This window comes from Sphingomonas sp. Leaf407 (assembly GCF_001425385.1).
GTDB lineage: Bacteria > Pseudomonadota > Alphaproteobacteria > Sphingomonadales > Sphingomonadaceae > Sphingomonas.
In genome coordinates, this window is record NZ_LMQO01000002.1 from 1 (window position 1) to 26,597 (window position 26,597).

The 26,597-nt window shown below is 68.5% G+C and carries 25 protein-coding genes, 1 tRNA gene and 1 pseudogene; 11 read left to right on the forward strand and 16 right to left on the reverse strand.

Annotation, left to right across the window (positions count from 1 at the left end; genetic code table 11):
* From ASG37_RS06510 to ASG37_RS06525, 4 genes and pseudogenes are all read left to right on the forward strand, one after another.
* Positions 1-207 (forward strand): annotated as a pseudogene (locus ASG37_RS06510) (3,4-dihydroxy-2-butanone-4-phosphate synthase); the annotation flags it as partial.
* Position 208: 1 nt separating this feature from the next.
* On the forward strand, positions 209-631 hold the full coding sequence (ribH, locus tag ASG37_RS06515; RefSeq protein WP_055757433.1) for a 6,7-dimethyl-8-ribityllumazine synthase: 423 nt from the start codon (positions 209-211) through the stop codon (positions 629-631).
* A gap of 119 nt (positions 632-750) precedes the next feature.
* Positions 751-1,995 carry a dicarboxylate/amino acid:cation symporter gene (locus ASG37_RS06520; protein WP_055757435.1) on the forward strand — a complete coding sequence of 415 codons (1,245 nt, stop codon included), beginning with the start codon at positions 751-753 and terminating at the stop codon, positions 1,993-1,995.
* Between the two features lie 428 nt (positions 1,996-2,423).
* Positions 2,424-3,029 carry a hypothetical protein gene (locus ASG37_RS06525; protein ID WP_055757437.1) on the forward strand — a complete coding sequence of 202 codons (606 nt, stop codon included), beginning with the start codon at positions 2,424-2,426 and terminating at the stop codon, positions 3,027-3,029.
* Here the strand turns inward: ASG37_RS06525 and ASG37_RS06530 are convergent.
* From ASG37_RS06530 to ASG37_RS06545, 4 genes are read right to left on the reverse strand one after another with little or no spacing between them, the layout of a single operon-like run.
* The gene (locus ASG37_RS06530) at positions 3,024-3,440 is read right to left on the reverse strand and encodes a hypothetical protein (protein ID WP_055757439.1); all 417 of its coding nucleotides are present in this window, start codon (positions 3,438-3,440) and stop codon (positions 3,024-3,026) included. The two genes, ASG37_RS06525 and ASG37_RS06530, sit on opposite strands and share 6 nt — an antisense overlap.
* The gene (locus ASG37_RS06535) at positions 3,437-3,604 is read right to left on the reverse strand and encodes a Trm112 family protein (RefSeq protein ID WP_082448044.1); all 168 of its coding nucleotides are present in this window, start codon (positions 3,602-3,604) and stop codon (positions 3,437-3,439) included. Before ASG37_RS06535 ends, ASG37_RS06530 begins: the two co-directional genes overlap by 4 nt.
* A gap of 13 nt (positions 3,605-3,617) precedes the next feature.
* Positions 3,618-4,235, reverse strand: a complete 618-nt coding sequence (locus ASG37_RS06540) for an LON peptidase substrate-binding domain-containing protein (RefSeq protein WP_055757443.1) — start codon at positions 4,233-4,235, stop codon at positions 3,618-3,620.
* Positions 4,232-5,140 (reverse strand): tetratricopeptide repeat protein, encoded by a 909-nt coding sequence (locus tag ASG37_RS06545; RefSeq protein ID WP_414887937.1) that lies wholly within the window; start codon positions 5,138-5,140, stop codon positions 4,232-4,234. The genes ASG37_RS06540 and ASG37_RS06545 overlap by 4 nt, the downstream gene beginning before the upstream one ends.
* Before the next feature lie 151 nt (positions 5,141-5,291).
* On the opposite strand from ASG37_RS06545, the gene ASG37_RS06550 reads away from it, so the two are divergent.
* A tRNA-Gly gene (locus ASG37_RS06550) sits at positions 5,292-5,366 on the forward strand.
* A 182-nt stretch (positions 5,367-5,548) separates the two neighbouring features.
* Positions 5,549-5,692 (forward strand): hypothetical protein, encoded by a 144-nt coding sequence (locus ASG37_RS17620; RefSeq protein WP_156349057.1) that lies wholly within the window; start codon positions 5,549-5,551, stop codon positions 5,690-5,692.
* Between the two features lie 98 nt (positions 5,693-5,790).
* On the opposite strand, the gene ASG37_RS06555 is transcribed toward ASG37_RS17620, so the two are convergent.
* Positions 5,791-7,128, reverse strand: coding sequence for an oligosaccharide flippase family protein (locus ASG37_RS06555; RefSeq protein WP_082448046.1), 1,338 nt, complete (start codon positions 7,126-7,128; stop codon positions 5,791-5,793).
* 38 nt (positions 7,129-7,166) lie between these two features.
* Entirely contained in the window at positions 7,167-7,649 is a 483-nt protein-coding gene (locus ASG37_RS06560) for a hypothetical protein (protein ID WP_055757448.1), read from the reverse strand.
* 73 nt (positions 7,650-7,722) lie between these two features.
* Between ASG37_RS06560 and ASG37_RS06565 the strand changes: the two genes are divergently transcribed.
* Positions 7,723-10,167 carry a ligase-associated DNA damage response DEXH box helicase gene (locus tag ASG37_RS06565; RefSeq protein ID WP_082448048.1) on the forward strand — a complete coding sequence of 815 codons (2,445 nt, stop codon included), beginning with the start codon at positions 7,723-7,725 and terminating at the stop codon, positions 10,165-10,167.
* A gap of 329 nt (positions 10,168-10,496) precedes the next feature.
* Entirely contained in the window at positions 10,497-11,159 is a 663-nt protein-coding gene (pdeM, locus tag ASG37_RS06570; protein WP_055757450.1) for a ligase-associated DNA damage response endonuclease PdeM, read from the forward strand.
* A 327-nt stretch (positions 11,160-11,486) separates the two neighbouring features.
* Here the strand turns inward: pdeM and ASG37_RS06575 are convergent, their stop codons facing one another.
* Positions 11,487-12,104: a YbhB/YbcL family Raf kinase inhibitor-like protein gene (locus ASG37_RS06575; protein WP_055757452.1), complete on the reverse strand. Its 618-nt coding sequence runs from the start codon at positions 12,102-12,104 to the stop codon at positions 11,487-11,489.
* A gap of 197 nt (positions 12,105-12,301) precedes the next feature.
* On the opposite strand from ASG37_RS06575, the gene ASG37_RS06580 reads away from it, so the two are divergent.
* Positions 12,302-13,339 (forward strand): patatin-like phospholipase family protein, encoded by a 1,038-nt coding sequence (locus tag ASG37_RS06580; protein ID WP_055757454.1) that lies wholly within the window; start codon positions 12,302-12,304, stop codon positions 13,337-13,339.
* Between the two features lie 218 nt (positions 13,340-13,557).
* On the opposite strand, the gene ASG37_RS06585 is transcribed toward ASG37_RS06580, so the two are convergent.
* The 4 genes from ASG37_RS06585 to ASG37_RS06600 form a co-directional block, all read right to left on the reverse strand.
* Positions 13,558-13,917: a Rieske (2Fe-2S) protein gene (locus tag ASG37_RS06585; RefSeq protein WP_055757455.1), complete on the reverse strand. Its 360-nt coding sequence runs from the start codon at positions 13,915-13,917 to the stop codon at positions 13,558-13,560.
* Positions 13,914-15,197 (reverse strand): homogentisate 1,2-dioxygenase, encoded by a 1,284-nt coding sequence (gene hmgA, locus ASG37_RS06590; protein ID WP_055757457.1) that lies wholly within the window; start codon positions 15,195-15,197, stop codon positions 13,914-13,916. Before hmgA ends, ASG37_RS06585 begins: the two co-directional genes overlap by 4 nt.
* Positions 15,198-15,378: 181 nt before the next feature.
* Positions 15,379-16,446 carry a 4-hydroxyphenylpyruvate dioxygenase gene (gene hppD / locus ASG37_RS06595; RefSeq protein ID WP_055757459.1) on the reverse strand — a complete coding sequence of 356 codons (1,068 nt, stop codon included), beginning with the start codon at positions 16,444-16,446 and terminating at the stop codon, positions 15,379-15,381.
* A 23-nt stretch (positions 16,447-16,469) separates the two neighbouring features.
* Positions 16,470-17,396 carry a LysR family transcriptional regulator gene (locus ASG37_RS06600; protein WP_055757461.1) on the reverse strand — a complete coding sequence of 309 codons (927 nt, stop codon included), beginning with the start codon at positions 17,394-17,396 and terminating at the stop codon, positions 16,470-16,472.
* 108 nt (positions 17,397-17,504) lie between these two features.
* Between ASG37_RS06600 and ASG37_RS06605 the strand changes: the two genes are divergently transcribed.
* Positions 17,505-19,595, forward strand: a complete 2,091-nt coding sequence (locus tag ASG37_RS06605; protein WP_055757463.1) for a malate synthase G — start codon at positions 17,505-17,507, stop codon at positions 19,593-19,595.
* 189 nt (positions 19,596-19,784) lie between these two features.
* Here the strand turns inward: ASG37_RS06605 and ASG37_RS06610 are convergent, their stop codons facing one another.
* Genes ASG37_RS06610 through ftsE form a run of 4 tightly spaced genes read right to left on the reverse strand, consistent with a single transcriptional unit; the run spans position 19,785 to position 22,613 of the window.
* Positions 19,785-20,495: a lysophospholipid acyltransferase family protein gene (locus tag ASG37_RS06610; protein WP_055757465.1), complete on the reverse strand. Its 711-nt coding sequence runs from the start codon at positions 20,493-20,495 to the stop codon at positions 19,785-19,787.
* Entirely contained in the window at positions 20,492-21,031 is a 540-nt protein-coding gene (locus tag ASG37_RS06615; protein ID WP_055757467.1) for a YdcF family protein, read from the reverse strand. Before ASG37_RS06615 ends, ASG37_RS06610 begins: the two co-directional genes overlap by 4 nt.
* Positions 21,028-21,912: a cell division protein FtsX gene (locus ASG37_RS06620; RefSeq protein ID WP_055757468.1), complete on the reverse strand. Its 885-nt coding sequence runs from the start codon at positions 21,910-21,912 to the stop codon at positions 21,028-21,030. The genes ASG37_RS06615 and ASG37_RS06620 overlap by 4 nt, the downstream gene beginning before the upstream one ends.
* Positions 21,909-22,613: a cell division ATP-binding protein FtsE gene (gene ftsE / locus ASG37_RS06625; RefSeq protein WP_055757470.1), complete on the reverse strand. Its 705-nt coding sequence runs from the start codon at positions 22,611-22,613 to the stop codon at positions 21,909-21,911. The genes ASG37_RS06620 and ftsE overlap by 4 nt, the downstream gene beginning before the upstream one ends.
* Before the next feature lie 191 nt (positions 22,614-22,804).
* Here ftsE and ASG37_RS06630 point away from each other — a divergent pair, with 191 nt between their 5' ends.
* Entirely contained in the window at positions 22,805-23,644 is an 840-nt protein-coding gene (locus ASG37_RS06630) for a zinc-ribbon domain-containing protein (RefSeq protein WP_082448170.1), read from the forward strand.
* Positions 23,645-23,790: 146 nt separating this feature from the next.
* On the opposite strand, the gene ASG37_RS06635 is transcribed toward ASG37_RS06630, so the two are convergent.
* Entirely contained in the window at positions 23,791-26,589 is a 2,799-nt protein-coding gene (locus ASG37_RS06635; protein WP_082448050.1) for a hypothetical protein, read from the reverse strand.
* Positions 26,590-26,597: the final 8 nt, after the last annotated feature.

Sequence of the window (26,597 nt, forward strand, 5' to 3'; positions counted from 1 at the left end):
GCGATTCGCTGGCGGGTCATGCGTGGGTCGTCCGCCGCGCCGGTGCCCGACATGGAGGAACTGCGCGACTATGGCGTCGGCGCGATGATCCTGAACGAACTGGGCGTCGAGGACATGGTGCTGCTCACCAACACCCACCACACGCTGGTCGGCCTCGATGGCTATGGCCTGAAAATCGTCGGCGAACGGCCGATCACGGAGAATTGACATGGCGAAGGTCCTGATCGTCGAGGCCCGGTTTTACGACCATCTGAACGACCTGCTGCTCGACGGCGCGCGCGCGGCGATCGAGGCGGCGGGGCATGAGCATGAGACGATCACCGTGCCCGGTGCGCTGGAAGTGCCCGGCGCGATCGCGATCGCCGATGCGTCCGAACACTATGATGCGTTCGTGGCGCTGGGCGTCATCATCCGCGGCGAGACCTATCATTTCGAGGTCGTGTCGAACGAGAGCGCGCGCGGGATCATGAACCTGAGCCTTGAAGGCGTCCCCGTCGGCAACGGTATCCTGACCGTCGAGAACGAGGCGCAGGCGCTGACGCGGGCGAAGCGCGACGAGAAGGACAAGGGCGGCGAGGCGGCCAAGGCTGCGCTGGCCATGCTCGCGCTGCGCGAGCGGTTCGCGGAATAGCTCCGGGCGAGCCGATCGTATCGGTCGCTCCCTTTCGGTTGACATACGCCTGGTGGTAGACCCACGATCGCCATCGGGGGGCGATCATGGTAAGAATATCTCTGGCTGCTGCACGGCGGATGCCGGCGCCAGCGTGGCTGATTCTTGCGCTCGTCGGCGGTTTCGTCGCCGGGACGGTATCGGGCGAGCGCCCCGCCGCGCTGACGGTCGCCGGTCTGATCGGTGGACTGTGGCTCGATCTGCTGCGGATGACGATCGTCCCGCTGGTCTTTGCGCTGGTCGTGACCGGGGTTGCCCGGCTGCGTTCGGCGACCGGGCAGGAAGGGGGCGATCTGGGCAGGCGGCTGGCGATCGTGATGATCGGGCTGCTTTTCCTGTCGGCGATCGTCACGGCGCTGGTCGCCCCGTTGCTGATCGACCTGTTCACGATTCCGCACGACAGCATTGTCGCGCTCCGCACCATGTTTCCCGCAGCGGTGCCCCCGGTCGTGCCCGGACCCGTCGAGGCGGTGCGTGCGATGATCCCGACCAATCCGGTCGCGTCGGCGGCGACGGGCGCGATCGTCCCGCTGGTCATCTTCGCGCTGGTCTTGGGCGTTGCGGTCGGCCGGATCGAGGAAGAGCGGTCTGCGGCATTGGTTCAGGCGCTCAACGGTCTGGCCGACGCCATGGTGATGGTGATCGGCTGGGTACTGCGGGTCGGCGCGCTGGGGATCGGCGCGCTCGCCTTTTCGGTAGGGGCGTCCGCAGGGGTGAGCGTGCTTACCATTCTGGCGCAATATGTCGTCGCCTCGCTCGCGCTGTCGGTGCTGCTGATCGCCATCGGGTACGGATGGATACGCTTCGCCAGCGGCGTCCCGCTCTGGCGCTTCGCGCGGGTTGCGGCACCCGCCCAGGTGATTGCGGCGAGTACGCAATCGTCGCTCGCAACCCTGCCTGCGATGGTCCTCGGCGCGCGCTTGCTTGGCATCGGTGATCGCGATGCGTCGGTCGCGTTGCCGATCGCCGTCGCGGTCTTCAAGATCACCGCACCGTCAAACACGCTGCTGGTGGCGTTGACGCTGGCATGGATGGGCGGCGTTACGGTGTCGCCGGTCCAGATCGCCATGGCGATACCGCTGGCGGTGCTCTCAAGCCTGATGATCCTTGGACTTCCGGGCGCGATCAGCGTCTATGCGAGCGCCGCGCCGACGGTCATTGCGCTGGGCGCGCCGATCGAGTTGCTGCCCATCCTGGCTGCGGTCGATGTGATCCCCGACATGGCGCGAACCGTCGCCAACGTCACCTACGACCTGATCGTGACAGCGACCGTGGCACCCGTCACGCCGGCCGGGTTCGAGCGCGAAAGTGACAGTTTGGCGTAAGGTCGCGAGATGACGGCATTCATGCCTGTCGTTTGGAATATGTCCGACATTCGATCTTGATCGAGAACGTCGATCGGGTCCGCCGGGGCGGAGCGGCGAGCCGCCCCCGGTTGAAACGGTGGGTCAGATAGGCCGGGATCGGCATCCGGGCGTCCCCTGTGGGTCCAAAGTTTACACTTGCGACGGTGTTGCGTGCGCCATGGTCAGGGACCGCACGGTTCCGGTCGCAGGGCGTTATCCGTGCCTGTCGGCCATGGTCCGGTGTCCACCCCATGGCCAAAGTTTACAAAGTTTACACTTGCGACAGCGTCGCGAGCGTCGTGTCCGGCACTGTCAAGGAACGGCCGCATCCCCGTCACGGGCCGGCATCGCAACCCTAGCAGCGCCCCCGGGTGTAGGACAGGCCGGCCGTTGTCGCGCCTGCCGTCATGGTGCTACCGTTCACGATCGAGCGGACGTCGGGGGGCGCCATGTCGGATTTCGAATTCATCTTCGCGTTGTTCGGGTTGCTGCTCGGGCTGTCGATCGCCGAGGTGCTCGGCGGGTTCGCGCGGGCGATCGAGCGGCGGTTGCGGCCGGGCAGCGTGGTGCGGATCGGCTGGCTGACGCCGCTGCTGGGTATCTTCGTGCTGCTCGACCTGTTGTCGTTCTGGCAGGCGGCATGGACGGTGCGCGACGTGGTGGGCGTGTCGGGCAAGGCGTTGATGGCGGTGACGAGCTTCGCCGGTGCCTATTACCTCGCGGCGCGGCTGGCGTTTCCGAGCGACAGCGACGAGACGACCGACTTCGACCAGCATTTCTTTCGCGTCCGCCGGATCGTGATCGGGGTGCTGGCGGTGCTGCTGGCGTGCCAGTTGGCGTGGTATGCCAGCGAGCCGGTGCTGGCGGTGCATCTGCTGCGCTGGCTGCCGATCGTGCTGACGGTGGTCCTCGTCGCATTGATGGCGGCGGCGATGCGCGTGCGCGGCGAGCGGGCCGCGCGGATCGTCATGGTCGCGCTCGTCGCGCGGTACGTCGTCGTCTATCTGTTATGAGGCCGTGCCGTCCGGCGGCAGGTCGGCGACCGCCTCGCCGGCGACTTCCCCGGCCGGGACGACCGCCGTGGGGCGGATCATCAGGAAGGTGCCCGACCACACGCCGGGAATGTCCCAGCGGCCGCTGATCTCGCAGCCGTCGTCGCTCAGCGCCCCGGCATAGACGACCATGTCGGCATAGCCCTCGCTCTCGTCGTAGAATTTGCTGAACGCGACCTTCGCACCCTCGCAGTGGCCGTCGATCGCGGCGGCGATCAGCGCGCCGGGCGGCACCGAGAACAGGTCCGGCTCATGCACCGTGCCGACGATCGACCCGCCGAGATCGGCGAGGTCGGCTTCGAACGCGGTCGGGGGATGGGTGTGGGGATAGTTGAAGATCCCGCTCCACTTGCCGGTCAGGTCATGGCTCACAGCGCGCGCGCCTCCTCCACGATCAGGACGGGCACGCCGCCCCGGACCGGATAGGCGAAACCGCCTGCGCGGCTGACCAGTTCGTTCGCCGCGACGTCGTGCTCCAGCGGCGTGCGCGTCACTGGACAGACGAGGATCGAGAGGAGCCACGGGTCGAGCGTCATCGCAGGTGCCCGCTCATTGCAGCGTCGCCTCATCCTCGTCGCCGTGGCGGCCAAAGAACTGCATCAGTTGCACGATCAGCTCGGCGCGGTCGGACAGGCGGTCCACTTCGAGCAGCGCCTGTTTGGCGGCGACGTCGAACGGCGCGATCTGGGCGATGCCGTTGACGAGGCTCTCGTCGTCGAGCCGGGCGACCGAATCCCAGTCGACCGCATAGCCCTGCGCATCGGCGAAGCGGCGCGATTCCAGTTCGAGCGAGGCCCGCTCGGCGAGCGCCAGCGTCGCGTCCGCCTCGGCCGGCAGCAGCTCTGCCTCGACCTGACGGAAGGCGGTGGTGACGTCCAGTTCGCGCAGGATGCGAAAGCGGGTGACGCCCTGCAACACGATGTCGTAGCGGCCGTCGGCCTGCGCCTCGACGTCAATGATCTGCCCGACGCAGCCGATGTCGAACAGCGGCACGCGGTCGCCCTCACCGCCCGCCGGACGCGGCTGGATCATGCCGATCCGCCGGTCGCGGGCGAGCGAATCGGACACCATCGCCCGGTAGCGCGGCTCGAAGATGTGCAGCGGCAGGTGCATGTTGGGAAACAGCAACGCCCCGCTCAACGGAAAGATCGAGACGCGCGCGCTCATCCGAACAGGATCGCGGACAATTTGCGGCGCTGCTGCGACACCCATGGGTCTTCCAGCCCGACCGCCTCGAACAGTTTGAGCAGTTGCTGGCGCGCGGCGTCCTCGTTCCAGCTCCGGTCGGCGGCGACGATCGCCAGAAGCTGCTCGGCGCTGCCGTCGCGGTCGCCCGCCGCCATCAGCGCGCCGGCAAGGCGGAAGCGCGCGTCGTGATCGTCCGGCTGCGCGGCGACCTCGCCCTTGAGGCCCGCCAGATCGTCGACCGGCTGCGCGTCGCGGGCAAGCGCGAGGGTGGCGCGCACCTGATCCACGGCGGGGAGTCTGGCGACCTCGGGCGGCAGCACGTCGAGCGCGGTCTGCGCGGTGTCATGGTCGCCCAGCGCCAGCAGCGCGCGGATGCGGCCGATCAGCACCTGCGGATGGGTCGGCGCGATTTCGGCGACCTGTTCGAAGATCGACAGCGCGCGCATCGCGTCGCCCTCGCCCAGCGCCTGTTCGCCCATCGCCACCAGCGGTTCGATGTCGGGCCCGGCGGGCTCGGCCGGCTCGACCGGCAACTGCTGCAGCAACTGGTCGAGCATCTGGCGAAGCTGGCTTTCGGTGCGTGCCTGCGTCAGATCGGCGACCAACTGCCCCTGGAACATCGCATAGACCGTCGGGATCGAGCGGATTTGGAATTGGGCGGCGATGAACTGGTTTTTGTCGGTATCGATCTTGGCAAGCACCACGCCCCTGTCGGCATAGTCGGCGGTGACTTTTTCGAGGATCGGGGTCAGCGCCTTGCACGGGCCGCACCATTCGGCCCAGAAATCGATGACGACGAGCTGCGTCATCGACGGTTCGACGACATCGCGGCGGAACGCCTCCACGGCTTCCTTCTCCGGGGCGGTCAATCCAAGCGTGGCCAAGCGTCGATTCCTTTGTCCGTTGGGGAGCGCCCCTATGTGGGCATGACGCGGGACATGCAAAAGAGTTTCTTTTTAGGGTTGCGCGACCCCAAACCCCCGGCTAATAGCCCGCCTCACCCCAGCCGGTTCGCCGGTTCGGACAGACGCCAGAGCGGGCGTAGCTCAGGGGTAGAGCACAACCTTGCCAAGGTTGGGGTCGAGGGTTCGAATCCCTTCGCCCGCTCCAGCGTGTTGCCGCAAGATAGCGGCAGCTATCTAGCGACAAAGCAACACGCCCGGCCAGCGACGCAGAGCGTCGACTGACGATATGGCTTTGCCATGTCGTGCCCCGCGTGCTCCCCCCGATTGCGCTCCGCCCCACCAGATGCGACAGCGGCCTTCCGCTCGCCCCTCGTGGATCAGGACGCCATGCCCGGTACGGCTTCGTTATTGCTCGTCACCCATGTGTTCGTGCGGCAGGGGCCGCGCGGTGTGCAGATCGACGATCAGACGGCGGCGGGCATCGCGCAGTGGCGGCGGCATTTCGATTCGCACGACGATGCGCCGGGGTAAGGGGGTAGGGCAGTACGGGCAATCGCGCGGCCGCGTGCCTCGATTGGGTGGTGGGAATCCGTGGGAAGCGGGCCAGCACCAAACCAGGGCGAACCGCCTTACCCCATCAACGCCCATGGCACGCCCAGCCCGAGCGCGAGGCGCAGCGCGATCCAGCCGCCGAACAAGGCGGCAAAGGCGAGGCTGAGCGCCACGTCCTGCGCGACGAAGGCGACGCCGATGCGATATTGCGCGCGCAGCAGCGAGAGATAGCGCACCAGCTCGCTCGCCGGGAGCGCCAGCAGCGCGCCCGGCATGCCGCCCCAATGGAAACCCAGCGGCAGCACCGCGCCCATCACCGCGAAGCGCAACAGGTTGGCGGTGCTGACGTTGCTCGGCTTGCCGCCACCGAACACGGTCGCTTCACCGAGCGAGGCGAGGACCGCGATCCAGCTTCCAGCGAGCAGCACGCACACCATCCACCCCGCCGCCGCGAAGCGCGCGCCGTAGAGTGCCAGCACCGCCATGTCGGCCCATGCCATGACGGTGGCGACGCCGATCAGGACGAGGATCAGGAAGTGCGCGCGGGTGCGGCCCAGTTCGCGTCGCGCGGTGCTGCCCGGCGCGAATCCGCCGTCGTTGTGGGCGACGAAGGGAAAGACGACCTGAAACCCCAGCCGCCCGGCAACCGTATTGGGCAGGTCGCCGATCGAGCGGGCAAGGCCATAGATGCCGAGCATCGCCAGCGTCACCACCGCGCCCAGATACAGCCGGTCGATATAGATCGCGGCATAGAAGGCGAGCGAGGAGAGCATGATCCATTTGCTGTAATGAACGATCTCACGAACATGGGCGCGGTCGAACCGCAGCGTGGGCCGGCGGTGGAGCAGCGGGTAGGTGAGCGCCGAGCGCAGCGCGAACGACAGCAGGATCGCGAGGATCGGCGCCCACGCGCTCCGCAGCGTCACCGCCAGTGCGACGGTGATGGCGAGGCCCGCCGCCTCGCTGCCCAGTTCGAACAGGTTGCGGCGCTTCACCTCCAACTGGCGCGCCATGGTGTAGGGCGCGGTCGACGTCAGCGAGGTGAGGAGCGGCGCTGCGCTGAGCGCGATCATCAGCGCGACGTCGATGCCGTAGGAACGCGCGAGCAGCGGTGCGAGGGCGAGACAGGCGAGCGAGACGATCGCGCCGCGCAGGATCTGCATCGTCCAGATGGTGTCGAGGAAGCCGCCGTCCTCGCCGTTCGGGCTGCGCACGACATTCTGTTCGAAGCCGAAGTCGGACAGCAGTTCGCAGCCGTTGCGGATCGCCTGCGCGATTACCGCCACGCCCATGATCTCCGGCCCCAGCACGCGCGACAGGATGATGTTGCCGCCGAAGCGCAGCGCGGTCGAGGCGACATAGGTGCCCATCGTCCAGAACGACTTGGCCCTGATCGAAGAGGAGGTGCCGTTCATCGTCGGGTCGGTGGTCCTGTCGGGGAAAGGGCGGTTGCTTAGCGGGTCGCGACCGGCGTGGCGAGGAGGGTGATCTCGCGGGTGGCCGAACCCGTGATCTGGACGAGATAGCGGCCGGGGCGAAGATCGAACTCCACCAGCTTGGCGATGCCCGAACAGGCAAGGCCGTGGCCGTGGGCGACCGACGGCAGCGGCGCGCCGTCGCGGATCATGTCGATCCATGCGCGATCGCCGAGCGCGACTTGATAGCGGCCCGCCCGCTCCACCGTGATCCCGAACAGCCCGGCATGGCCGGCACCGTTCGGGGGAAGGAACGCGAAGCGCACCCCGGATCGCGGCAGCAGCGTCGCGCGGACCGTTTCGCCCGGAAGGATGGGTGTGGCGCGGGCGGCGTCGCCTCCCGCGGTCACGGCGGTCGGGCGGGTCCAGCTCCGCAATTCCGCCGGCAGCGGGGCCGGGGTCGCCGGGCAGGGGGCGGCTGCCTGCGGCGCGGCGAGCAACAGGGCGAGGGTCGTGAGCATCGGCGGTTTCCCCAAGGGCGTCGGCCGCGAGAGTCGCACATCCGCCACCCCCTTGCCAGCGCGGCGCTTTCGGATGGGCGGCGGGCATCCTACATGCGTCGGGGTGAGCGAACCCCTTCCCGCCCCGCTTGCCGACTGGTTCGCCGCGCGTGGGTGGCGGCCGAGGCGGCACCAGATCGACATGCTGGCGGCGGCGCAGGCGGGTAGCCATGCGCTGCTGGTCGCGGCGACCGGCGCGGGCAAGACGCTGGCCGGGTTCCTGCCGACGCTGACCGAGTTGATCGCGGCGCCGCGCGACGGGCTGCACACGCTGTATATCTCGCCGCTGAAAGCGCTGGCGGTCGACGTGCAGCGCAACCTGCTGACCCCCATCGCCGAGATGGGACTGCCGATCCGGGTCGAGACGCGTACCGGTGACACTCCGTCCGATCGCAAGGCGCGCCAGCGAGCCAAACCGCCGCATATCCTGCTGACGACGCCCGAGTCGCTCAGCCTGCTGCTATCCTATCCCGATGCGCCGACGCTGTTCGCCGGTCTGCGGACGATCGTGATCGACGAGGTCCATGCCTTTGCTACCGACAAGCGGGGCGACCTGCTGGCGCTCGGGCTCGCGCGGTTGCAGCGGCTGGCACCCGGCCTCAGGCGGGTGGCGCTGTCGGCGACGGTCGCCGATCCCGATGGCTATCGCGCGTGGCTGGCCCCCGACGGCGACATCGACACGGTAACATTGGTCGAGGGCGAGGCCGGGGCCGATCCCGACATCCGCATCCTGCTGCCGACCGACCGGGTGCCGTGGTCGGGCCATTCGGGGCGCTATGCCGCAGCCCAGGTGATGCAGCAGATCGAGGCGCATCGCACGACCATCGTTTTCTGCAACACCCGCAGCCTTGCCGAACTGATCTTTCAGGATTTGTGGAAGGCGAACGACAGGCAACTGCCGATCGGTGTGCATCACGGCAGCCTCGACCGCGAGGCGCGGCGCAAGGTCGAACAGGCGATGGCCGATGGCAGGTTGCGCGCGCTGGTCGCGACCGCCAGCCTCGATCTGGGGGTCGACTGGGGCGATGTCGACTGCGTCATCCAGATGGGTGCGCCCAAGGGATCGTCGCGGCTGCTGCAACGCATCGGCCGCGCCAACCACCGGCTGGACGAGGTGTCGAAGGCGTTGCTGGTGCCGGGCAACCGTTTCGAGTTTCTCGAAGCGCAGGCGGCACTGGATGCGGTGGAGGCGGGGGAACTCGACCCCGACCGGTTCCGCCCCGGCGCGCTCGACGTGCTGGCACAGCATCTGATGGGCTGCGCCTGTGCCGCGCCGTTCGCCACCGCCGACATGCTGGACGAGGTGCGCAGCGCGCTGCCCTATTCGGCGCTGGATAGCGACACGTTCGACCGGGTGCTGCATTATATCGCCGAGGGTGGCTATGCGCTGAAGGCCTATGACCGGTTCAAGCGGCTGCGGCTGGGCGACGACGGGCTGTGGCATGTCACCAAACCCGCGTTTGTTGCGCAGCATCGGCTGAACGCCGGGATCATCGTCGATGCGCCGACATTGGACGTGCGGTTCAAGAATGGCCGGCGGCTGGGCACGGTCGAGGAATATTTCGCCTCGACACTCACGCCGGGCGATACGTTTTTCTTCGCGGGCATGAGTCTTGAGGTCGAGAAGATCGAGTTGACCGATCTGGTGGTGCGGGCGTCGAGCCGGCCGGCGCGGATTCCCAAATATGGCGGCACGCGCATGGCGCTGTCGACCAGCCTTGCCGATCGGGTGCGCGGGTTTCTTGCCTCGCCGGGTCAGTGGCATCGCTTCCCCGACGACGTGCGCGAATGGCTGGAGATACAGGCGCGACGGTCGGTGCTGCCGGGCGCCCAAGAGCTGCTGGTCGAGACGTTCCCGCGCGAAGGGCGGCATTACATGGTCGCCTACAGCTTCGAGGGGTGGAACGCGCACCAGTCGCTCGGCATGCTCGTCACGCGGCGGATGGAGGCGATGGGGCTGAAACCCATCGGCTTCGTGGCGAACGACTATGCGCTGTCCTGCTATGGGCTGGAGCCGATCCCCGATCCGCAGGCGCTGTTTTCGCCCGACATATTGGAGCATGAGTTCGTCGACTGGGTGCAGCAATCGGCGCTGCTGAAACGGGCGTTCCGCGAAGTGGCGGTGATCGGCGGGCTGGTCGAACGCCAGCATCCGGGCAAGCGCAAGACTGGCAAGCAGGTGACGTTCTCGACCGACCTGATCTACGACGTGCTGCGCAAGTACGAGCCGGGGCATCTGCTGTTGCAGGCGGCGTGGGACGATGCGCGGGCGCGGATGACCGATGTCGGGCGGCTGGCGACGCTGCTGGAGACGGCGCAGGCGCGGATGCGGCATGTGGCACTCGACCGGATCAGCCCGCTGGCGGTGCCGGTGCTGGTGCTGATCGGGCGCGAGCGGATGGAGCAGGGGTCTTCGGCGGAGGATGCGCTTTTGGCCGAGGCCGAGGCACTGGCGGCGGAGGCGATGACGCTGGATTGATCGGTCGGTCGGTCGGTCGGTCGGAAGAAGGAGGTTGGTTCACGCGAAGGCGCGGAGACGCGGAGTAGAAGAACAGAAGGATTTTTCGCGCAGAGGCGCAGAGGGGGTGCGTTCGGGGCGACGTTGCGCGACCGGGAGACGTTGTGCTGGCTGCTCCGATGGAAAGAGGCCGCTTGCGCGGGTGATGTTGCCGCAAGCGGAACCCCTCCGCGCCTCCGCGCCTCTGCGCGAAATCTCTTCTTCGTGCCTTCGCGCCTTCGCATGAATCAATTTGACCGTTACGGCTGCGCGGCTTGATGCGAATCACGACGAGCGGCATAGCGCCACCGATGGTTCGTCTTTCGTTCGCCGGACATGAATTTTCCGCCCTGCGCGAAGGGGCGCTGTACTGGCCTGCGCGGCGCGCGCTGCTGCTCGCCGATCTGCATTTCGAGAAGGCGAGCTGGTTCGCGCAGTTCGGGCAGATGCTGCCGCCCTATGACACGCTGGAAACGCTGGCCGGGATCGAGGCGCTGGTCGCGCGGACGGACCCGCGCGAAATCTGGTGTCTGGGCGACAGTTTCCACGACAGCGCCGGGTGCGACCGGTTGTCCGGGGAAGCGCGGGCGCGGCTGCGCGCGTTGACCGGCGGGGCCGAATGGACGTGGATCACCGGCAACCATGATCCGGTCGTCGCCGACCACTGCGGCGGACGGGTGGTGGCCGAGGCCGAGGTCGACGGGCTGGTGCTGCGCCACGAGGCCGAGCGCGGGGAAACGCGCCCCGAATTGTCGGGGCATTTCCACCCCAAGCTCAGGGTACAGGTGCGCGGCAAGTCGGTATCGCGGCGCTGCTTCGTCGCGACCGATAGCAAGCTGATCTTGCCCGCCTTCGGATCGCTGACCGGCGGGCTCGACGCCCGCCACCCGGAGATCGTCCGTGCGGTGGGCACGGCCGCCGAGGCGCTGATCGCGCTCGACGACCGGTTGCTGCGGTTCCGGCTGGCGGCGTAGCGGTTGATCCATTTGCATGGAGCGTCGCCCCGGTGCAGCTCGGCGCGTCCCGTGGCACCTGTCGCGCGCTACAGCCGAAGATCCCAGCCTTCGCTGGGATGACGCCTGGGGTCGATCGACATTCAGTCGCGCGTCGTCACCCCGGACTTGTTCCGGGGTCTACCTGGCCGCAAATGCGGTCGATCAAGGCTCAGGGCGTACCGATTGCCGAGCGGTGGACCCCGGAACGAGTCCGGGGTGACGAAAGAGGCGGTTGTGTCGGCCGGAAATGACGAAGAATGGCCGGAAATGCTGAATGTCGATCGGCCCTGGTTCGAGCCAGTCGGATCAAACCGGAGCCGGCGCGCCCACCGGTCCGACATCGGCGGGTTCCCCGCGCGAATAGGTGCCGGTCAACAGCCCCGCCGCCAGCACCCGCCCGGCCATCGCCTCGACCAGCGCGCTGCGGCCCGGGTTGGGATCGAGGTCGGGACCGTCGCCCAGCGCGAAGAGCTGGAACGCATAGCGATGCTCGCCGTGGCCGGTCGGCGGGTCGGGCGGCAGCCAGCCTTCGCGCAGATAGCTGTTGCGGCCGACATCGCCGTGTCCCGCTTCGCCATCGCCATCGGGGCGGATGTCGCCTTCGGGCAATTGCTCGTCCTCCGGCGGCAAGTCCCACAGGATCGCATGAACCAGCGGTTGCGGCGCGGGCGCATCGGGGTCCTCGACGATCAGCGCCAGCCGCCGCGTGCCCGCCGGCACCCCACGCCAGTGGAGCGGCGGCGACAGTCCTTCGCCATCGGCGGTGAAGCGTTCGGGCAGCCGCTGTCCGTCGGCGAAGGCGAGGCTCGACAGATCGAGGCTGTCGAAACTGCCGAGCGCGGGATCGACGATCGTCAGCTTGGAGGCCCCGGCGCGGACGCCGCGCAGCAATGCCCCGAGCCATGCCGGTACGTGTTCGAGCATCGCGCATCTCCCTGCAGCCGTGATGTATGGAGGGATAACCGGCGAAGCGGCGGCGGGGTCCGTCATATCCTCGCCAAAATGCGGCGATGGCGGCTGCATCCAATCGGCCGGTCGCCCGTTTCCCCGGCCAAGGCGACACAGGATCGCCGACCGATCGGGAGAGCCGGCAACCCCCTCGTCCCCCAGGAATTCCGATCATGACCCATATCGACGATCGTCCGCGCCTCTCGCTCGCGTTGCAGGGCGGTGGAGCGCATGGTGCCTATGGCTGGGGCGTGCTCGACCGGCTGCTCGACGAGGATTTGCCGATCGTCACGGTCAGTGGAGCCTCGGCGGGCGCGCTGAACGGCGCGGCGCTGGTCAGCGGCTTGGTGGAAGGCGGGCGGCCGGGGGCGAAGGCGGCGCTCGAACGGCTGTGGCGCGGCGTGTCGCGGCGCTCGCCGCTCAGGGCGTTCGATTTCGACATGTATTGGGCGGGGCCGTTGTTCGAGCCGGTGCTGCGCCGCTCGATCGAGCTGAGCAAATTGTTCGGCCGCTATGTCGCGCCGCTGTCGCCCGATTTGCGCGACATGCGCGCGCTGCGGGGCGTCGTGGCCGACAGCATCGACCTGAGCACCCTCGCCGCGCCGCAGGCGGTGCCGCTGCACATCGCCGCGACCAGGGTGTCGAGCGGTGCCGCACGGTTGTTCAAGGGCGGCGAGATCACGCTCGATTCGCTGATGGCTTCGGCCTGCCTGCCCGAATTGTTCGGGCCGGTCGAGATCGAGGGGGAATGCTACTGGGACGGCGGTTTTTCCGCCAACCCCGCCCTCGAACCGCTGATCTTCGATGGGCATGGCCAGAGCGACCTGCTGATCGTGCAGATCACGCCGTTTCTGACGAAGGAAACCCCCGACACACTGGTCGAGGTGATGACGCGGATGAGCGACATCGGCTTCAACGCCTGTCTGTTGCGCGACCTGAAGGCGTTGACCGAGGTGCAGGCGATCGCGCGGCAGGCGCCGCCGATCACCGACAAGTTCACCGCGCTGGCCGACACCAACCTGCACCTGATGGAAGCGCCGCACGCGCTGGCCGAACGGGGGCCGTCGGGCAAGAGTGACACGCGCTGGTCGCAACTGGAGGCGCTGCGCGATCTCGGCCGGGCGACGGCGGATGCGTGGTTGCGCGACAACGCCGGGTCGTTCGGGCGGGCGTCGACGCTCACCGCATTGCCCGAGGCGGTGGCGGCTTGAGGGGGTTGGTTCACGCGGAGGCGCGGAGAAGAAGGGGGTTTTTCGCGCAGAGGCGCGGAGGCGCGGAGGCGCGGAGGGGGTTCGGACGCGGCAGCGTCGCTCCTATCCCACGATGCGGCGGGGAGCAGCGCCATTCGGCGCGAGACGATCGTGCGCCGCAACCTCTCCGCGCCTCCGCGCGAACCAAATCTTCTTCGTGCCTTCGCGTGAAATCTGTCTCAGGCGGTGACGATCGCCCCATCGCGAACCGTCACCGGCCACGGGGTCAGCGACTGGCCGGGGCAGGGGCCGCCGAGGCACGCGCCGCTGGCGATGTCGAACAGCGCGGCGTGCCAGCCGCAGATGATCGCCGATCCGTCGGGCGTCAGATAGCCGTCGAGTTTCTGCGCGAGCGGCAGGCCCATGTGCGGGCAGCGATCGACATAGCCGACGACGCCGTCGCCGGTGCGCACCACGAAGCCGTGGAACCGCCCGGCACGCAGTTGCAGGACATAGTTGCGTGCCGTGCCCTCGGCGACGTCACCCAGCGGCCCGAGCGTCACCCCGGCCGGCGTCGCGAACACCCGTTCGTCGCTCATCCCGGCAGCTTCGCCTTGGCGAATCCGGTCCAGACATCGTCATAGTCGAGCTGCATCGTCGGCGTCGCCATCGCCCAGGGGGTCGGGCGAACGACGTGGCGCGTCTCGAACATGAAGGCCATGGTGTCGGCGATGCGGTGCGGCTTGAGGTCGGCGGCGACCGCCTTTTCATAGCTCGCCTGATCGGGGCCATGGCCGTTCATCTGGTTGTGGAGCGACGCGCCGCCCGGCGCGAAGCCGCCTTCCTTCGCGTCATAGGCCCCCGTCACCAGCCCCATGAACTCGCTCATCACGTTGCGGTGGAACCATGGCGGGCGAAAGCTGTCCTCCGCCACCATCCAGCGCGGCGGAAAGATCACGAAGTCGCAATTGGCGGTGCCGGGCGTGTCGCTTGGGCTTGTCAGCACGGTGAAGATCGACGGGTCGGGATGGTCGAACGACACGGTGTTGATCGTGTTGAAGCGCGTCAGGTCATAGCGGCAAGGTGCCAGATTGCCGTGCCACGCCACCACGTCGAACGGCGAATGGTCGAGCGTTGTGGTCCACAGGCCACCCTGGAATTTCTGGATGACCTCGCAAGGGGTATCGCGGTCCTCGAACCACGCGGCGGGCACCTCGAAATCGCGCGGATTGGCGAGGCCGTTGGCGCCGATCGGCCCGAGATCGGGCAGGCGGAACAGGCTGCCGTAATTCTCGCAGACATAGCCGCGTGCCTGGCCGTCGGGGAGTTTGATCCGAAAGCGCAGCCCGCGCGGGATCAGCGCGATCTGGAGCGGGGCGATGTCGATCCGGCCCAGTTCGGTATCGATCGCGAGGCGGCCGTGCTGCGGCACGATCAGCAACTCGCCATCGGCCGAGAAGAACGCGCGGTCCATGTCGCGGGTCGCGGCATAGAGGTGGATGCCGACCCCGCTCTGCGCGGCGACATCCCCGGTCGCGCCATAGGTGACGAGGCCGTCGACCCAGTCGGTCGGTTCGCCCGGCAGCGGCAGCGGGTCCCAGCGCATCCGGTTGGGGCTGGGCGGCGGGCCGTCGATCGGCGCTGACTTGAGATGTGCTGCGCCGGTGTAGGGAATGAACGCGCCGTGGTTGGCGGTGGGGCGCAGGCGGTAGAGCCAGCTTCGCCGGTTCTCGTGTCGCGGCGCGGTGAACGCGGTGCCCGACAATTGTTCGGCGTACAGGCCGAAGGGAGCATGCTGCGGACTGTTGCGGCCGATCGGGAGCGCGCCGGCGACGGCTTCGGTGGCGACATGGTTGGCGAAGCCGGGGTGGTAGGTCATGTCGCTCTCCAATACCTGTTCGTCATCCCGGCGTTCGCCGGGGTGACGGTTGGCGTTTGCCGCCCGCCGGGCCGTCAGTCGCGGCGGAACCGCGCCTTGTGGCCCGGCTCCGCTGCGCTGGCCGGTCGACGGCAGCGCCTACGCGCTGCACCGCGACCGAAGCTGACGCTTCGGTCTTTGGTCAAGCGTCGACGGTGATGACCCCCCGCCGAATTTGATCCAGTTCAATCGACTCATACAGCGCCTGGAAATTGCCGTTGCCGAACCCCTCGTTGCCCTTGCGCTGGATGATCTCGAAGAAGATCGGCCCGAACATCGGTTCGGTGAAGATTTGCAGCAGCAACCCTTCGTCGCCAACATTGCCGTCGATCAGGATGCGGTTGCGCCGCAGCCGTTCGAGGTCCTCGCCATGGCCCGGCACGCGCTTGTCGACCAGTTCGTAATAGGTTTCGATCGTGTCCTGTAGCTTCACGCCGCGCGCGCGCAGCTTCTCGACCGTCTCGAAGATGTCGGCGGTGGTGAAGGCAAGGTGCTGAATGCCTTCGCCATTATAGTCGCGGATGAATTCCTCGATCTGGCTCTTGTCGTCCTGGCTTTCGTTCAGTGGGATGCGGATCGCCTTGTCCGGCGCGATCATCGCCTGGCTGAACAGGCCGGTCGCCTTGCCCTTGATGTCGAAATACTTCTGTTCCTCGAACCCGAAGATCTGGTTGTAGAAGGTCGACCACGTCCGCATCTGCCCACGCTTGACGTTATGGGTCAGGTGGTCGAGCAGATCGAGGCCGACATTGTTCTCCGCCTCGGCTTCCGCCGCGCCGGGCACTTGTTCCCAGTCGTCGTAGAGCGATCCGGCATCGCCGTGGCGGTCGACCAGATAGAGCAGCGAGCCGCCGATCCCTTCCAGCGCATAGCCTTCGCCAAGCGCGCCGTGCGATGCGTCAGCGGGCTTCGCGCCGCGTGCGATCGCCGCGTCGAATGCCGCCCGGGCATCGGCGACCCGGAACGCCATCCCCGCTGCCGACGGTCCATGCTGCGCAGCAAATTGTGCAGCATGACCATCGGCAATGCGGTTGAGCAGCAGGTTGATCCGCCCCTGCTTGTAGCGCACGACATCGCGTGTCGGATGGTGCGATGCGGCGACGAAGCCGAATTGTTCGAGCTGCCGACCCATGCGTTCGACGTCCGGTGCGGAGAATTCGCAGAACTCGAACCCGTCGAGGCCCATCGGATTGACGTCCATATGCTCCATCGTCGCATCCTCTCAATCTGGTATCAATTGTTACGATGCTGCGCCTCTCCTGCCATGAAGTCAAGCGCTTCCCACGACGCCGCATGCAGCCGTGTGGCAAGGTGATCGACGAACGCGGTCACGGCGGCGCTCGGTTGCGGCCCGTGGATCGCGAGGATGCCAAGGTCATGCGGCCCCTCCCACGCCGGCAATACCCGGACCAGTCGACCGTCGCGCAACAGCTCGCCCACATCCCACAGCGAGCGCAGCGCCACGCCGACCCCGCCCAGCGCCAGTTCGCGCACGACCTCGCTCGAATTGGCTCGCACCGCGCTTGCCCCCTCGATCAGCGCGCGGCGTCCCGGCGTCAGCAACCGCCACGGCAATTGCCCGTCGGCGGCGAGCAGCCGGTGGCGCGCAAGATCGTCGGGCGTCGCCGGCACGCCCGCCGCGGCGAGATAGGCCGGGCTGGCGCACACCACCCGCCGGTTGGTCGCCAGCCGCCGTGCGGTGAGGCCCGGCGGTACGCGATCGGTGATGCGGATCGCGCAATCGATCCGCTCGGCCGCCAGATCGACATAGGCGTCGGACAGCAGCAGCTCGAACGCGATCGCCGGGTGGTGGCCAAGAAAGTCGCCCAGATGCGGCGCAATGTGCAGCCGCCCGAACGACGTCGGCGCCGCCACCCGCAACCGGCCGGAAGGCACCGCCGCCGCCCCGCCAACCCGCGCCTCCGCCGCCGCCACCGCCGCGAGGATGTGCGTCAGATCGGCATGGAGTTGCGCGCCGGCGGCGGTCGGGTGCAGCCGCCGCGTCGTCCGTTCGACCAGTCTTGCGCCCAGCCGCGCCTCCAGCCGCGCCAGCCGTTTCGAGACGGCGGCGGGGGACAGGCCATGCGCCCGCCCGGCGGCGGCGATGCTGCCGGCATCGACGATCGCGACGAACAGCGCGTGATCGGGGTCGAGCGTCATTCGTTCCTCCAGCGAACGGCTGTGCTGCGATCATCGCCGCTACCGATGGGAAAGGCGAGGGGCTATGTCGTCGCTCAAGATAATGATGTTGGGCGAAAGGAAGCGGTAATGGCGCAAACCTATGTCGAGCGGGCCGGCCTTCAGGTCGCGACCGACCTCGCGACCTTTGTCGAGGAGCAGGCGCTGCCCGGCACCGCCATCGATCGCGCCGCCTTCTGGGACGGCGTCGCCGCGATCCTCGCCCGGTTCGTACCCGACAACCGCGCGTTGCTCGCCCGGCGCGATGCGTTGCAGGCGGAACTCGACGGCTGGTTCGCCGCCTGCGCCGGACAGCCGATCGACCCGGCCGAACAGGAGGCGTTCTTGCGCGCGATCGGCTATATCGTCGCCGAACCCGCGCCGTTCACCATCGATCCGGCGAACGTCGACGCCGAGATCGCATCGCTCGCCGGGCCGCAACTGGTCGTACCCATCCTCAACGCGCGCTTCCTGCTCAATGCGGCGAACGCGCGCTGGGGCAGTCTCTACGATGCGCTCTACGGCACCGACGCGCTTCCCGGCACGCCCGCCCCCGGCGGCTATGACGCGGCGCGTGGCGCGCAGGTGATCGCCCGCGCCAAGGCGTTCCTCGACGACGCGGTGCCGCTGGCCGACGGGAGCTGGCGCGACTGGCGGGGCGGCGATCCGGCGCTGGCCGATCCCGATCAGTGGATCGGACGGTCGGGCGACAATCTGCTGCTGCGCCACCATGGGCTGCACATCGAACTGGTGATCGACCACACGCACCCGATCGGACGCGCTGATCCGGCGGGGCTGGCCGATGTCCTGCTCGAATCGGCGCTGACGACCATCTGCGATCTGGAGGATTCGGTCGCGGCGGTCGATGCGGCGGACAAGGTCGCCGCCTATGCCAACTGGCTGGGGCTGATGCAGGGCACGCTGACCGCGCGCTTCGCCAAGGGCGGCGAATCGGTCGAGCGCCGTCTAGCCGAGGATCGGCGCTATGTCCCGCGCGACGGTGGCGGCATCACGCTGCCCGGCCGGTCGCTGCTGTTCGTGCGCAACGTCGGCCATCTGATGACCACGCCCGCGCTGCGCCTTGCCGATGGGAGCGAAGCGCCCGAAGGCATCCTCGACGCGATCGTCACCAGCCTGATCGCGCTGCATGACGTGAACGGGCCGCGTGCCAACAGCCGCGCCGGATCGATCTATATCGTCAAGCCCAAGCAGCACGGGCCGGACGAAGTCGCCTTTACGAACAGGCTGTTCGACGCGGTCGAGGATTTGCTCGCGCTGCCGCGCCATACGATCAAGATCGGGGTGATGGACGAGGAACGCCGCACCTCGGCCAATCTTGCCGCGTGCATCCATGCGGTGCGCCACCGCATCGTGTTCATCAATACCGGCTTCCTCGACCGCACCGGCGACGAACTGCACAGCGCGATGCGCGCCGGGCCGATGATCCCCAAGGGAGAGATGAAGGCGACGCCGTGGATCGCGGCCTATGAGGACCGCAATGTCCAGATCGGCCTCGCCTGCGGGCTGGGCGGACGCGCACAGATCGGCAAGGGAATGTGGGCCGCGCCCGACCGGATGGCCGACATGCTGGCGCAGAAGATCGCCCATCCCCGCAGCGGCGCGAGCACCGCATGGGTCCCGTCGCCCACCGCCGCGACGCTGCACGTGCTGCACTATCATGCGGTCGATGTTGCGCAGCAACAGCGTGGGCGGAGCGCCGAACCGGTCGCGCCGATCGCTGACCTGTTGCGGGTGCCGGTCGCGAGTGGCCGCAACTGGGAAGCGCAGGCGGTCGCGCGCGAACTCGACAATAATATCCAGGGCATCCTCGGCTACGTCGTGCGCTGGATCGATCAGGGGATCGGTTGTTCCAAGGTGCCCGACATCCACGATGTCGGGTTGATGGAGGACCGCGCGACGCTGCGCATCTCGTCGCAGCATGTCGCCAACTGGCTGCTCCACGGCGTCTGCACCGCCGCCGATGTCGATGCGGCGTTCGCGCGGATGGCGGCCAAGGTCGATGCGCAGAATGCCGCCGATCCCGCCTATCGCCCGCTGACGGGCAGCGACGGCCCGGCGATCCGCGCCGCCCGCGCGCTGGTGTTCGAGGGGTTGGATCAGCCCAGCGGCTATACCGAGCCGCTGCTCCATGCGTGGCGCGCGCGGGCGAAGGCGGGGTAGCCCGGGCCGGATCGACATTCAACGAAATGCCGTCCCAATCTGCTCCCCTCCCTGACAAGGGAGGGGGCGGGGGTGGGTCGGCCCGAGAGGAAACGTAAGCGCTCCAAAACCGGCCTACCCACCCCCAACCCCTCCCTTGTCAGGGAGGGGAGATGCAGGAGCCGCGGTCTGGCTGAACGTCGATCGGTCCTAGCCCGCCGCTACGCCGCCGGCGGCGGGTTCCAGCGCGTTGATCGCGGCGTGGACGCGCGCCTCGATCTCGTCGCGCGGCAGGCCGGCGGGGATCGGGTCGAGGAAGCGGATGGTGATCGTCCCCGGTCGCGCCGCTCCCTTGCGCCGCATGCAGCGGCCGCTGTCGAGCGCGACCGGGACCACCGGCATGCCCAGCGCCTTGTACAGCCCGGCGAACCCCGATCGCAGCGGCGGTGCGTTGCCCACCGCCACCCGCGTGCCTTCGGGAAAGATCAGCACCGGCCGGTTCTGCGCGCGCGCCACCGCCGCTTCGCGCAGCATCGAGCGCAGCGCCTTGGCCGAGGCATCGCGGTCGACCGGGATCGCACCATAGGCCCGTGCCGCGCGGCCCCAGAACGGCATGTCGGCCAGTTCGCGCTTCAATACGATCAGCGGGCCGTCGATCCGCTGCGCCATTTCCAGCGTCTCGAACATCGACTGATGCTTGACCGCGAACAGATAGGGGCCCGCCGGTGCCGTCCCTTCGATCCGTACCTTCACCCCCAGCAACCAGCGCGCGAGGAAGCGGTGCGTCGCGATCCACACATGGGCGTGGCGGAGCATCGCCCGGTGCCCAAAGCGGGCGGAGAGCGGCGCGCTGACCACGATCGGCGCCGACACGGTGTAGAAGACGATACGGAACAGCCACGTCCGAACCCACGCGATCACAGGTCGATCCCCAGCCGCATCACGACCCCCCGCACCAGATATTTGTTATATTCGCCGAACAACAGCCCGAAGCCGGGATGCCCCGCCACCGGGTCGCGCACCACCCGTACCGAATTGCCCAGCGCATGGCGCAGTTCCATCGCCGCACGCGCCATGTGCCAGTTCGACGTGACCAACCGGACCGACCGGTAGCGGTTGCGCCGCACCCAGTCCGCCGTCTCGTCGGCGTTCGAACGGGTGTCGACCGCTTCGTGGCCCAGATCGACGCAGCAGCGGAACAGCCGCTTCGGCCCCTTGACCACCGCCGCCAGTTCCATCGGCCGGACATCGGGATCGACGCCGGTGACGAGCATCCGTTTCGCGCTGCCCTGTTCGATCAGCGCCAGTCCGCGCTCGATCCGCCCCGGAGCGCCGGTCGGCACGACGATGCCATCGGTCCGCACCCCCGCCACGACCGGCTGCGGCAGCGTCACCGAAAAGATCGCGAAGCCCAGCGCATAGGCCAGCAGCAGCAGCGAGGCGACCCGCCCGATCACAGCACGCGCGCCAGCCGGCGGAGCACCGCGAACCGCGCGGCGAGCATCGCGAGGCCGGTAAAGACGAACGGCAGCGCCACGATCGCCAGCCAGTCGGCAATATCGAGCGTGACGCCACCGGCCAGTTGCGACTCGAGGCTCGACAGGCGGCTGCCGAGGAACGCCGCGACCAGCCCGCCCGACAGCACGCCGATCAACCCGCCGGTCAGCGTATCGTGCGCGATCCGCCGTTGGAAGAGGCGGGTGATCTGGAGGTCGGTGGAGCCGAGCATATGCAGGATGTCGATCGTTCCGCGATGCGTGTCCAGCCCCGCGCGCGCCGCCAGCAGCACGACGGCGGCGGTGGCGCTGGCCATCACCACCACCAGCCCGAGCGCGGTCCACCCGAGCAGCCCGACGAACGCCCGCACCGGGGCCAGCCACGTCGCATGGCGATCGACCCGGACGTTGGGGGCCACGCCCCGCGCCAGCGCCTCTACCCCGGCGACCGTCGCGGCGTCGCCCTGTCGCAGATCGACGTCGATCATCGCCGGCATCGGCAGGTCGGCGTCGAGCCCCGCTTCGCCCAGCCATGGTTCGAGCAGTTGCGCGAGCCGTGCCCGGTCGACCTCGACCGCCGCTGCCACCTGCGGCGCGGCGCGCAGGCGGGGGAGAAGCGCTGCCACCGCACGGTCGCGGGTGGCGGCATCGCCCTCGATCACCTGCACCGTCAGCCGCGCGGCGAGCTGCCGGTCGAGCGCCGCGCCCGCGCCCTGCATCGCGAGGCCCAGTGCGGCGGCGAGCGTGGTCAGGAAGATCATGATCGCCATGATCCACACCATCGCCCGGCGCCCCTGCGCATCGTCGAGCAGCGGTTGGCCCGCACGGGTCGCCGCGTTCATCGTGCCGGCTCGGGCGGGTGGCGCAGCGTGCCGGTGGGATCGGCCAGCCGCCCCTTGTCCAGCCGCATCAGCCGCGCCTGCGGCACGCGCGGCAGCAGATGATAGTCGTGCGTCGCCATGACGACGGTGGTACCGAGGCGATTGAGCGATTCGAACAGCTTGAGCAGCCGTTCGCCCATTTCGGGATCGACGTTGCCGGTCGGTTCGTCGGCGATCAGGATTTCGGGCCGGTTGATGACCGCGCGGGCGATCGCCACCCGCTGCTGCTCGCCGCCCGACAGCGTCGCGGGGCGGGCATCGGCCCGGTCGGCGAGCCCGATCCAGCCGAGCATCTCTCCCACCGGCCCGGCGATGTCCGCCTCGGCGATGCCGGCGACGCGCAAGGGCAGCGCGATATTGTCGCGCGTCGAGAGGTGCGGCACCAGCCGGAAGTCCTGGAACACCACGCCGATCCGCCGGCGGAACCCCGGCATCCGTCCGCGCGGGGCCAGCACCATATCCTCGCCGAACAGGCGGATGATGCCCCGGCTGGGCCGCTGTGCCAGATAGAGCAGGCGCAGCAGCGAGGTCTTGCCCGCGCCCGAGGGGCCGAGCAGGAAATGGAACGACCCTTCGGCGAGCGAGAAGCTCAGGTCGCTGAGCGTCTCGGCTCCCTCGCCATAGCGTAGACCGACATTCTCGAACTGAACGATACTGGCCACGTTCGCCCTTGGATTTCGCCGCGTGGTCGCCAATCGCACATGGGACGGCGCGCCTCAAGCCGCGTGCAATCGTGCCTTGCCATCGCCTGCCATGACGCCGTAGTTTAATTGCAAGAATCCGGTAGGGCTTGTCGCTGTTCCGGGCGCACGCGCAAGGTTCGCGCGCGGGGTTCAGCAGGGGGCAGGGGACGATGATCCTCGAATGTACGCAATGCCATATGCGCTATCTGGTCGCCGATTCGGCGATCGGACCGGCGGGGCGCACCGTCCGTTGCGCGGGGTGCCGGCATAGCTGGTTCCAGCCGCCGGCGATGCTCGATCTGGGCAGCGTGCCGGCGGCCGCGATCGAGCCGCCGGCACCGCGCACCGCGCTTGCCCAGGCCGATGCGCCCGCCCCCTTGCGCGAGTCGCGCCATGAACCGCGTCACGAGTCGCGGACGCCCGATCCGGTCGCGCGCCCCGCGCCGGCCCCGCGCGCCGCCGCGGTCCGGCCGCGCACCGGCGAGGATGCGCTGCGCCGGTATGTCGATCCCGCATCGGAACAGCCGCCGCAGGCGGCGGTGCCCGACGGGGTGCGGCAAACGCCCCCGGCACGCTTCGCGCCGCGTCGCAATCCGGCGCGCCGCCAGACCGCGATCGCGGTGGCGGCGGGCGTCGCGATGCTCGCGGCGGTCGGCGGCATTCTCTACACCGGCACGCCCGGCATCGCGCAGCAGTTCGGCCTGCCGATCGGGCCGAGCGACATGCCGCTGACGCTGTCGATCGGCGAACCCGAACGTCGGCTGCTGTCGAGCGGCAACGAGCTATTCGCGGTATCGGGCCGTATCCTCAACCCGACCAACGCGCGCCACCGCATTCCCGACATCCGCGCCGTGCTGAAGGACGAGGGCGGCAAGATGGTCTATAGCTGGACGATCAAGCCGCAGGTCCGCGTGATCGGGCCGAGCGGCAGCCTGGCGTTCAACAGCGCCGCGCTCGACGTGCCGGCGAACAGCAAGAAGCTCGAACTGAGCTTCGCCTCGGGGATTTGACGGGTCGTTCCGGGGATCGCGCTTCGGCGGGTTTCCGTACGGCACCCTTGGGCGTGATCGGCATTTTTCTTGGTCGAAGCGAGCGTTTCTTTCGTCACCCCGGAACAGGTCCAGGGTGACGACATGCGCGTGAAGGTCGATACCGCCTAGAAGAACAGTTTGCGGAACGTGACACGCACCACCCGGCCGAGCGGGTCGACGAACCCCGGCTGGAAGCGGAACGGCACCTCGCCGCCGGCATCGGTCACGCGCTGGCGGGTGTTGAACAGATTGTCGACATTGAGGCTGATCCGGCTGCCGCGCAGCCAGCGGTTGTTGCGCACCCATGACGGCTGCTCGCCGGGATTGACGAACAGGCGCAGGTTGACGCGGGTGAGGCTGCCGAAGTCGAGCGGCTGCCCGCCGGTCGTTCCGCCGTTCACCTGTGTCCCCTCGCGCCAGTCGACGCCCAGCCGCGCGCCGAACCCGTCACGGGTATAGCCGCCATTGAACTGGACCCGGTGGCGCGCCGTGCCGCCATTGTCGTCGATGGCCGATCCGTTCAGCAGGTCCAGCTCTGGCAGTCCGGCACGGATCAGGACCGTGTTGGTGAACACGACCGTGTGGTAGAGGCTGGCCTGCAACCCGCCGCCGCCACCGCCGCCGCCCGGACCACCGGGGCCACCAAAGCCGCGCCCGCCACCGGGGCCGCCGAAGCCGCCACGTCCGCCGCCGGGACCGCCCGGTCCTTCGCCGAAGCCGCGTCCGCCCTCGCGCGGGCCGTCCCCCGGCGGTGGTGGCGGTGGCGCGTCGCTGGTCGGGCGCGCCGCTTCGGCCGCCTCGCGTGCGGCGCGGCGTGCTTCCATCCGCGCCTGCCGCTGTGCCGCTTCGGCGCGCGAACGCGCGGTGGTGATCCGCTGGAAGAAATTGAGACCATAGCGAAGCTGGCTGTTCTCGGTCCGGGCGAAGTTCACCGCCCGGCTGTCGAGCCGGATCAACGTGCCGTCGGCATCGCGCACGAACCGGTCGGGGAACGCATTCTGGATTTCGGCGGTGATCGCCGGGAAGCCCGCGATCGAATTTTCCGCGCGTTCGGACAGATAGTCCGCCTGGAACGTCAGGTTGCGCTCGCTCCACGGCTTGACGTTCAGGCCCAGCTTGAAGCTCTTGTTGGTTTCGGCGAGCAGCGCCGCATTGCCGCCAGAGACAGTGGTCACGTCGACGCTCTGCCCCCGGACATAATCGAACACGCGCGCGAACGGGGTGACGACGGTGGGGTTGCCGAGCTGCTGCTGGCTCGGCGCGTTTTCCTCGGTCGTGAAGTTGGCGATGATCCGCACGGCGGTGATCGGCTGCCAGTTGACGCCATAGCCATAGGTGGTGAGCGTGCCGAAGTCCGACAGTTGCTCCAGCTCGACATTGCCGTTCAGCGACAGTCGGCCGAGGAAGCCCAGCACGTCGCGCTGCGCATTGGCGATCGGCAGGTCGAGATTGGCGCGCACCGACCCCGCATCGCGGCCGAGATCGGTGCTGCCGTCGATCCCCGAACGCTGCGAGCGGCTGCTGAAATCGGTCGTCCGCCCGGCCAGCCGGATGGTGGCGTTCGCCTCTCCGGCGGGCAGCGCGAACGGCGATCCCGACACCAGCCCCTCGATCGCGCCCGCGCTCGAGGTCGACTTCGCGCGATCGGTGGTGCGGATGAAGCTGCCCAAATCGCCGAACGGGCTGGCGGTGCCGGCTAGCACGCCTGCCTGCAATGCGCTCGCATCGACGCCGCGTTCGGTCCGCGTGTCGCTTTCGGTGCGGTCGTAGCTGCCGTTCACCGTCCAGCGCCACCGGCCGATGTCGCCGTTCAGCACCACGCCGAGATTGGCGGTCGTGGTCGCGGCAGTGCGGCGCAGCGGATCGGTGTCGGCATAGCGCAGCACGCGCACGTCCTTGTCGAACGGCGAGAAGGACGAGACACCGGGCAGCGTCAGCGTGAGGCTCGGCAACCCCAGCAGCGATTCGCTGCGGTTGTGCTCGACGCGGCCGTTGACCGTTGCCGCGACGTTGCCGAACACGTTGCGGCTGTACACCGCGTTCGCCGAGAAACGGTCGCTCTGTCCCTGCAACGTGCGGAACGGCGTGGTGTCGGTGACGTTCGGAATGCCCGCTCCGGCGGCAAAGCCGGCCAGTGTCGGGCTGCCCGCCGGCACGCCCGCGATCGTCGCGGTGCCGAGCGCCGGATCGATCGCCGCGCCCGTCACGGTCGAAGTGACGTTGCCGGTCAGGTCGAACGGCGTGGCCGTGGCGTTGGGCAGGATGCCGCGTTCGCTCTCCAGCAGGTTGGAGGTCGTCTCCGCCTGAAGGTTCAGGTTGAAGCGCTTGTCGCGGTCGACGCGGACGAGGCCGCCTTCGGCCTCGAAATTGCTCGACCCGCCTTGCGTCGGCGCGCTGCCCTCCAGTTCGTTGGTATAGCTGCGGAAGCGTGGGCGCAGGACGAAGTTGATGACCTTCTGATCGGCGCGATAGCCGAATTTGAGCGCGACTTCCTCGGGCAGGATGTCGACGCGCAGCAACGCTTCGGGCGGGAAGTCGCCGATCTCGCGGAAACCCGCCGATCGCCGGCCGTTGATGAGGATCACCGGTTCGCCACCGCGCACCGACTGGATCTGCGGGGCGAGTTCGCTCAGCAGTTCGGTGATCGAATTGGTGCCGTAGCTGCGGATGTCGGCCGGCGACAGTTGCAGTTCGGGCTTGATGTCGCCGGGCACCGATCCGGGGGGCGGGCGGCCGGTGACGACGATCTCCTCGGCATCGCTTTCGGTTTCCGCCGCCGCTGCCGTGGGTTCGGTCGCCGCCGGGGTGGCGGGGGCGGGCGGCGTCTGGGCCACGGGGGCCTGTGCCGCCAGAACGCCCGGGGCCGCTCCCAATGCCAGTATCGCCAGTTTCCACCGCGCCATGCGCTTCTTCCCCTTGTGCATCGTTCCGC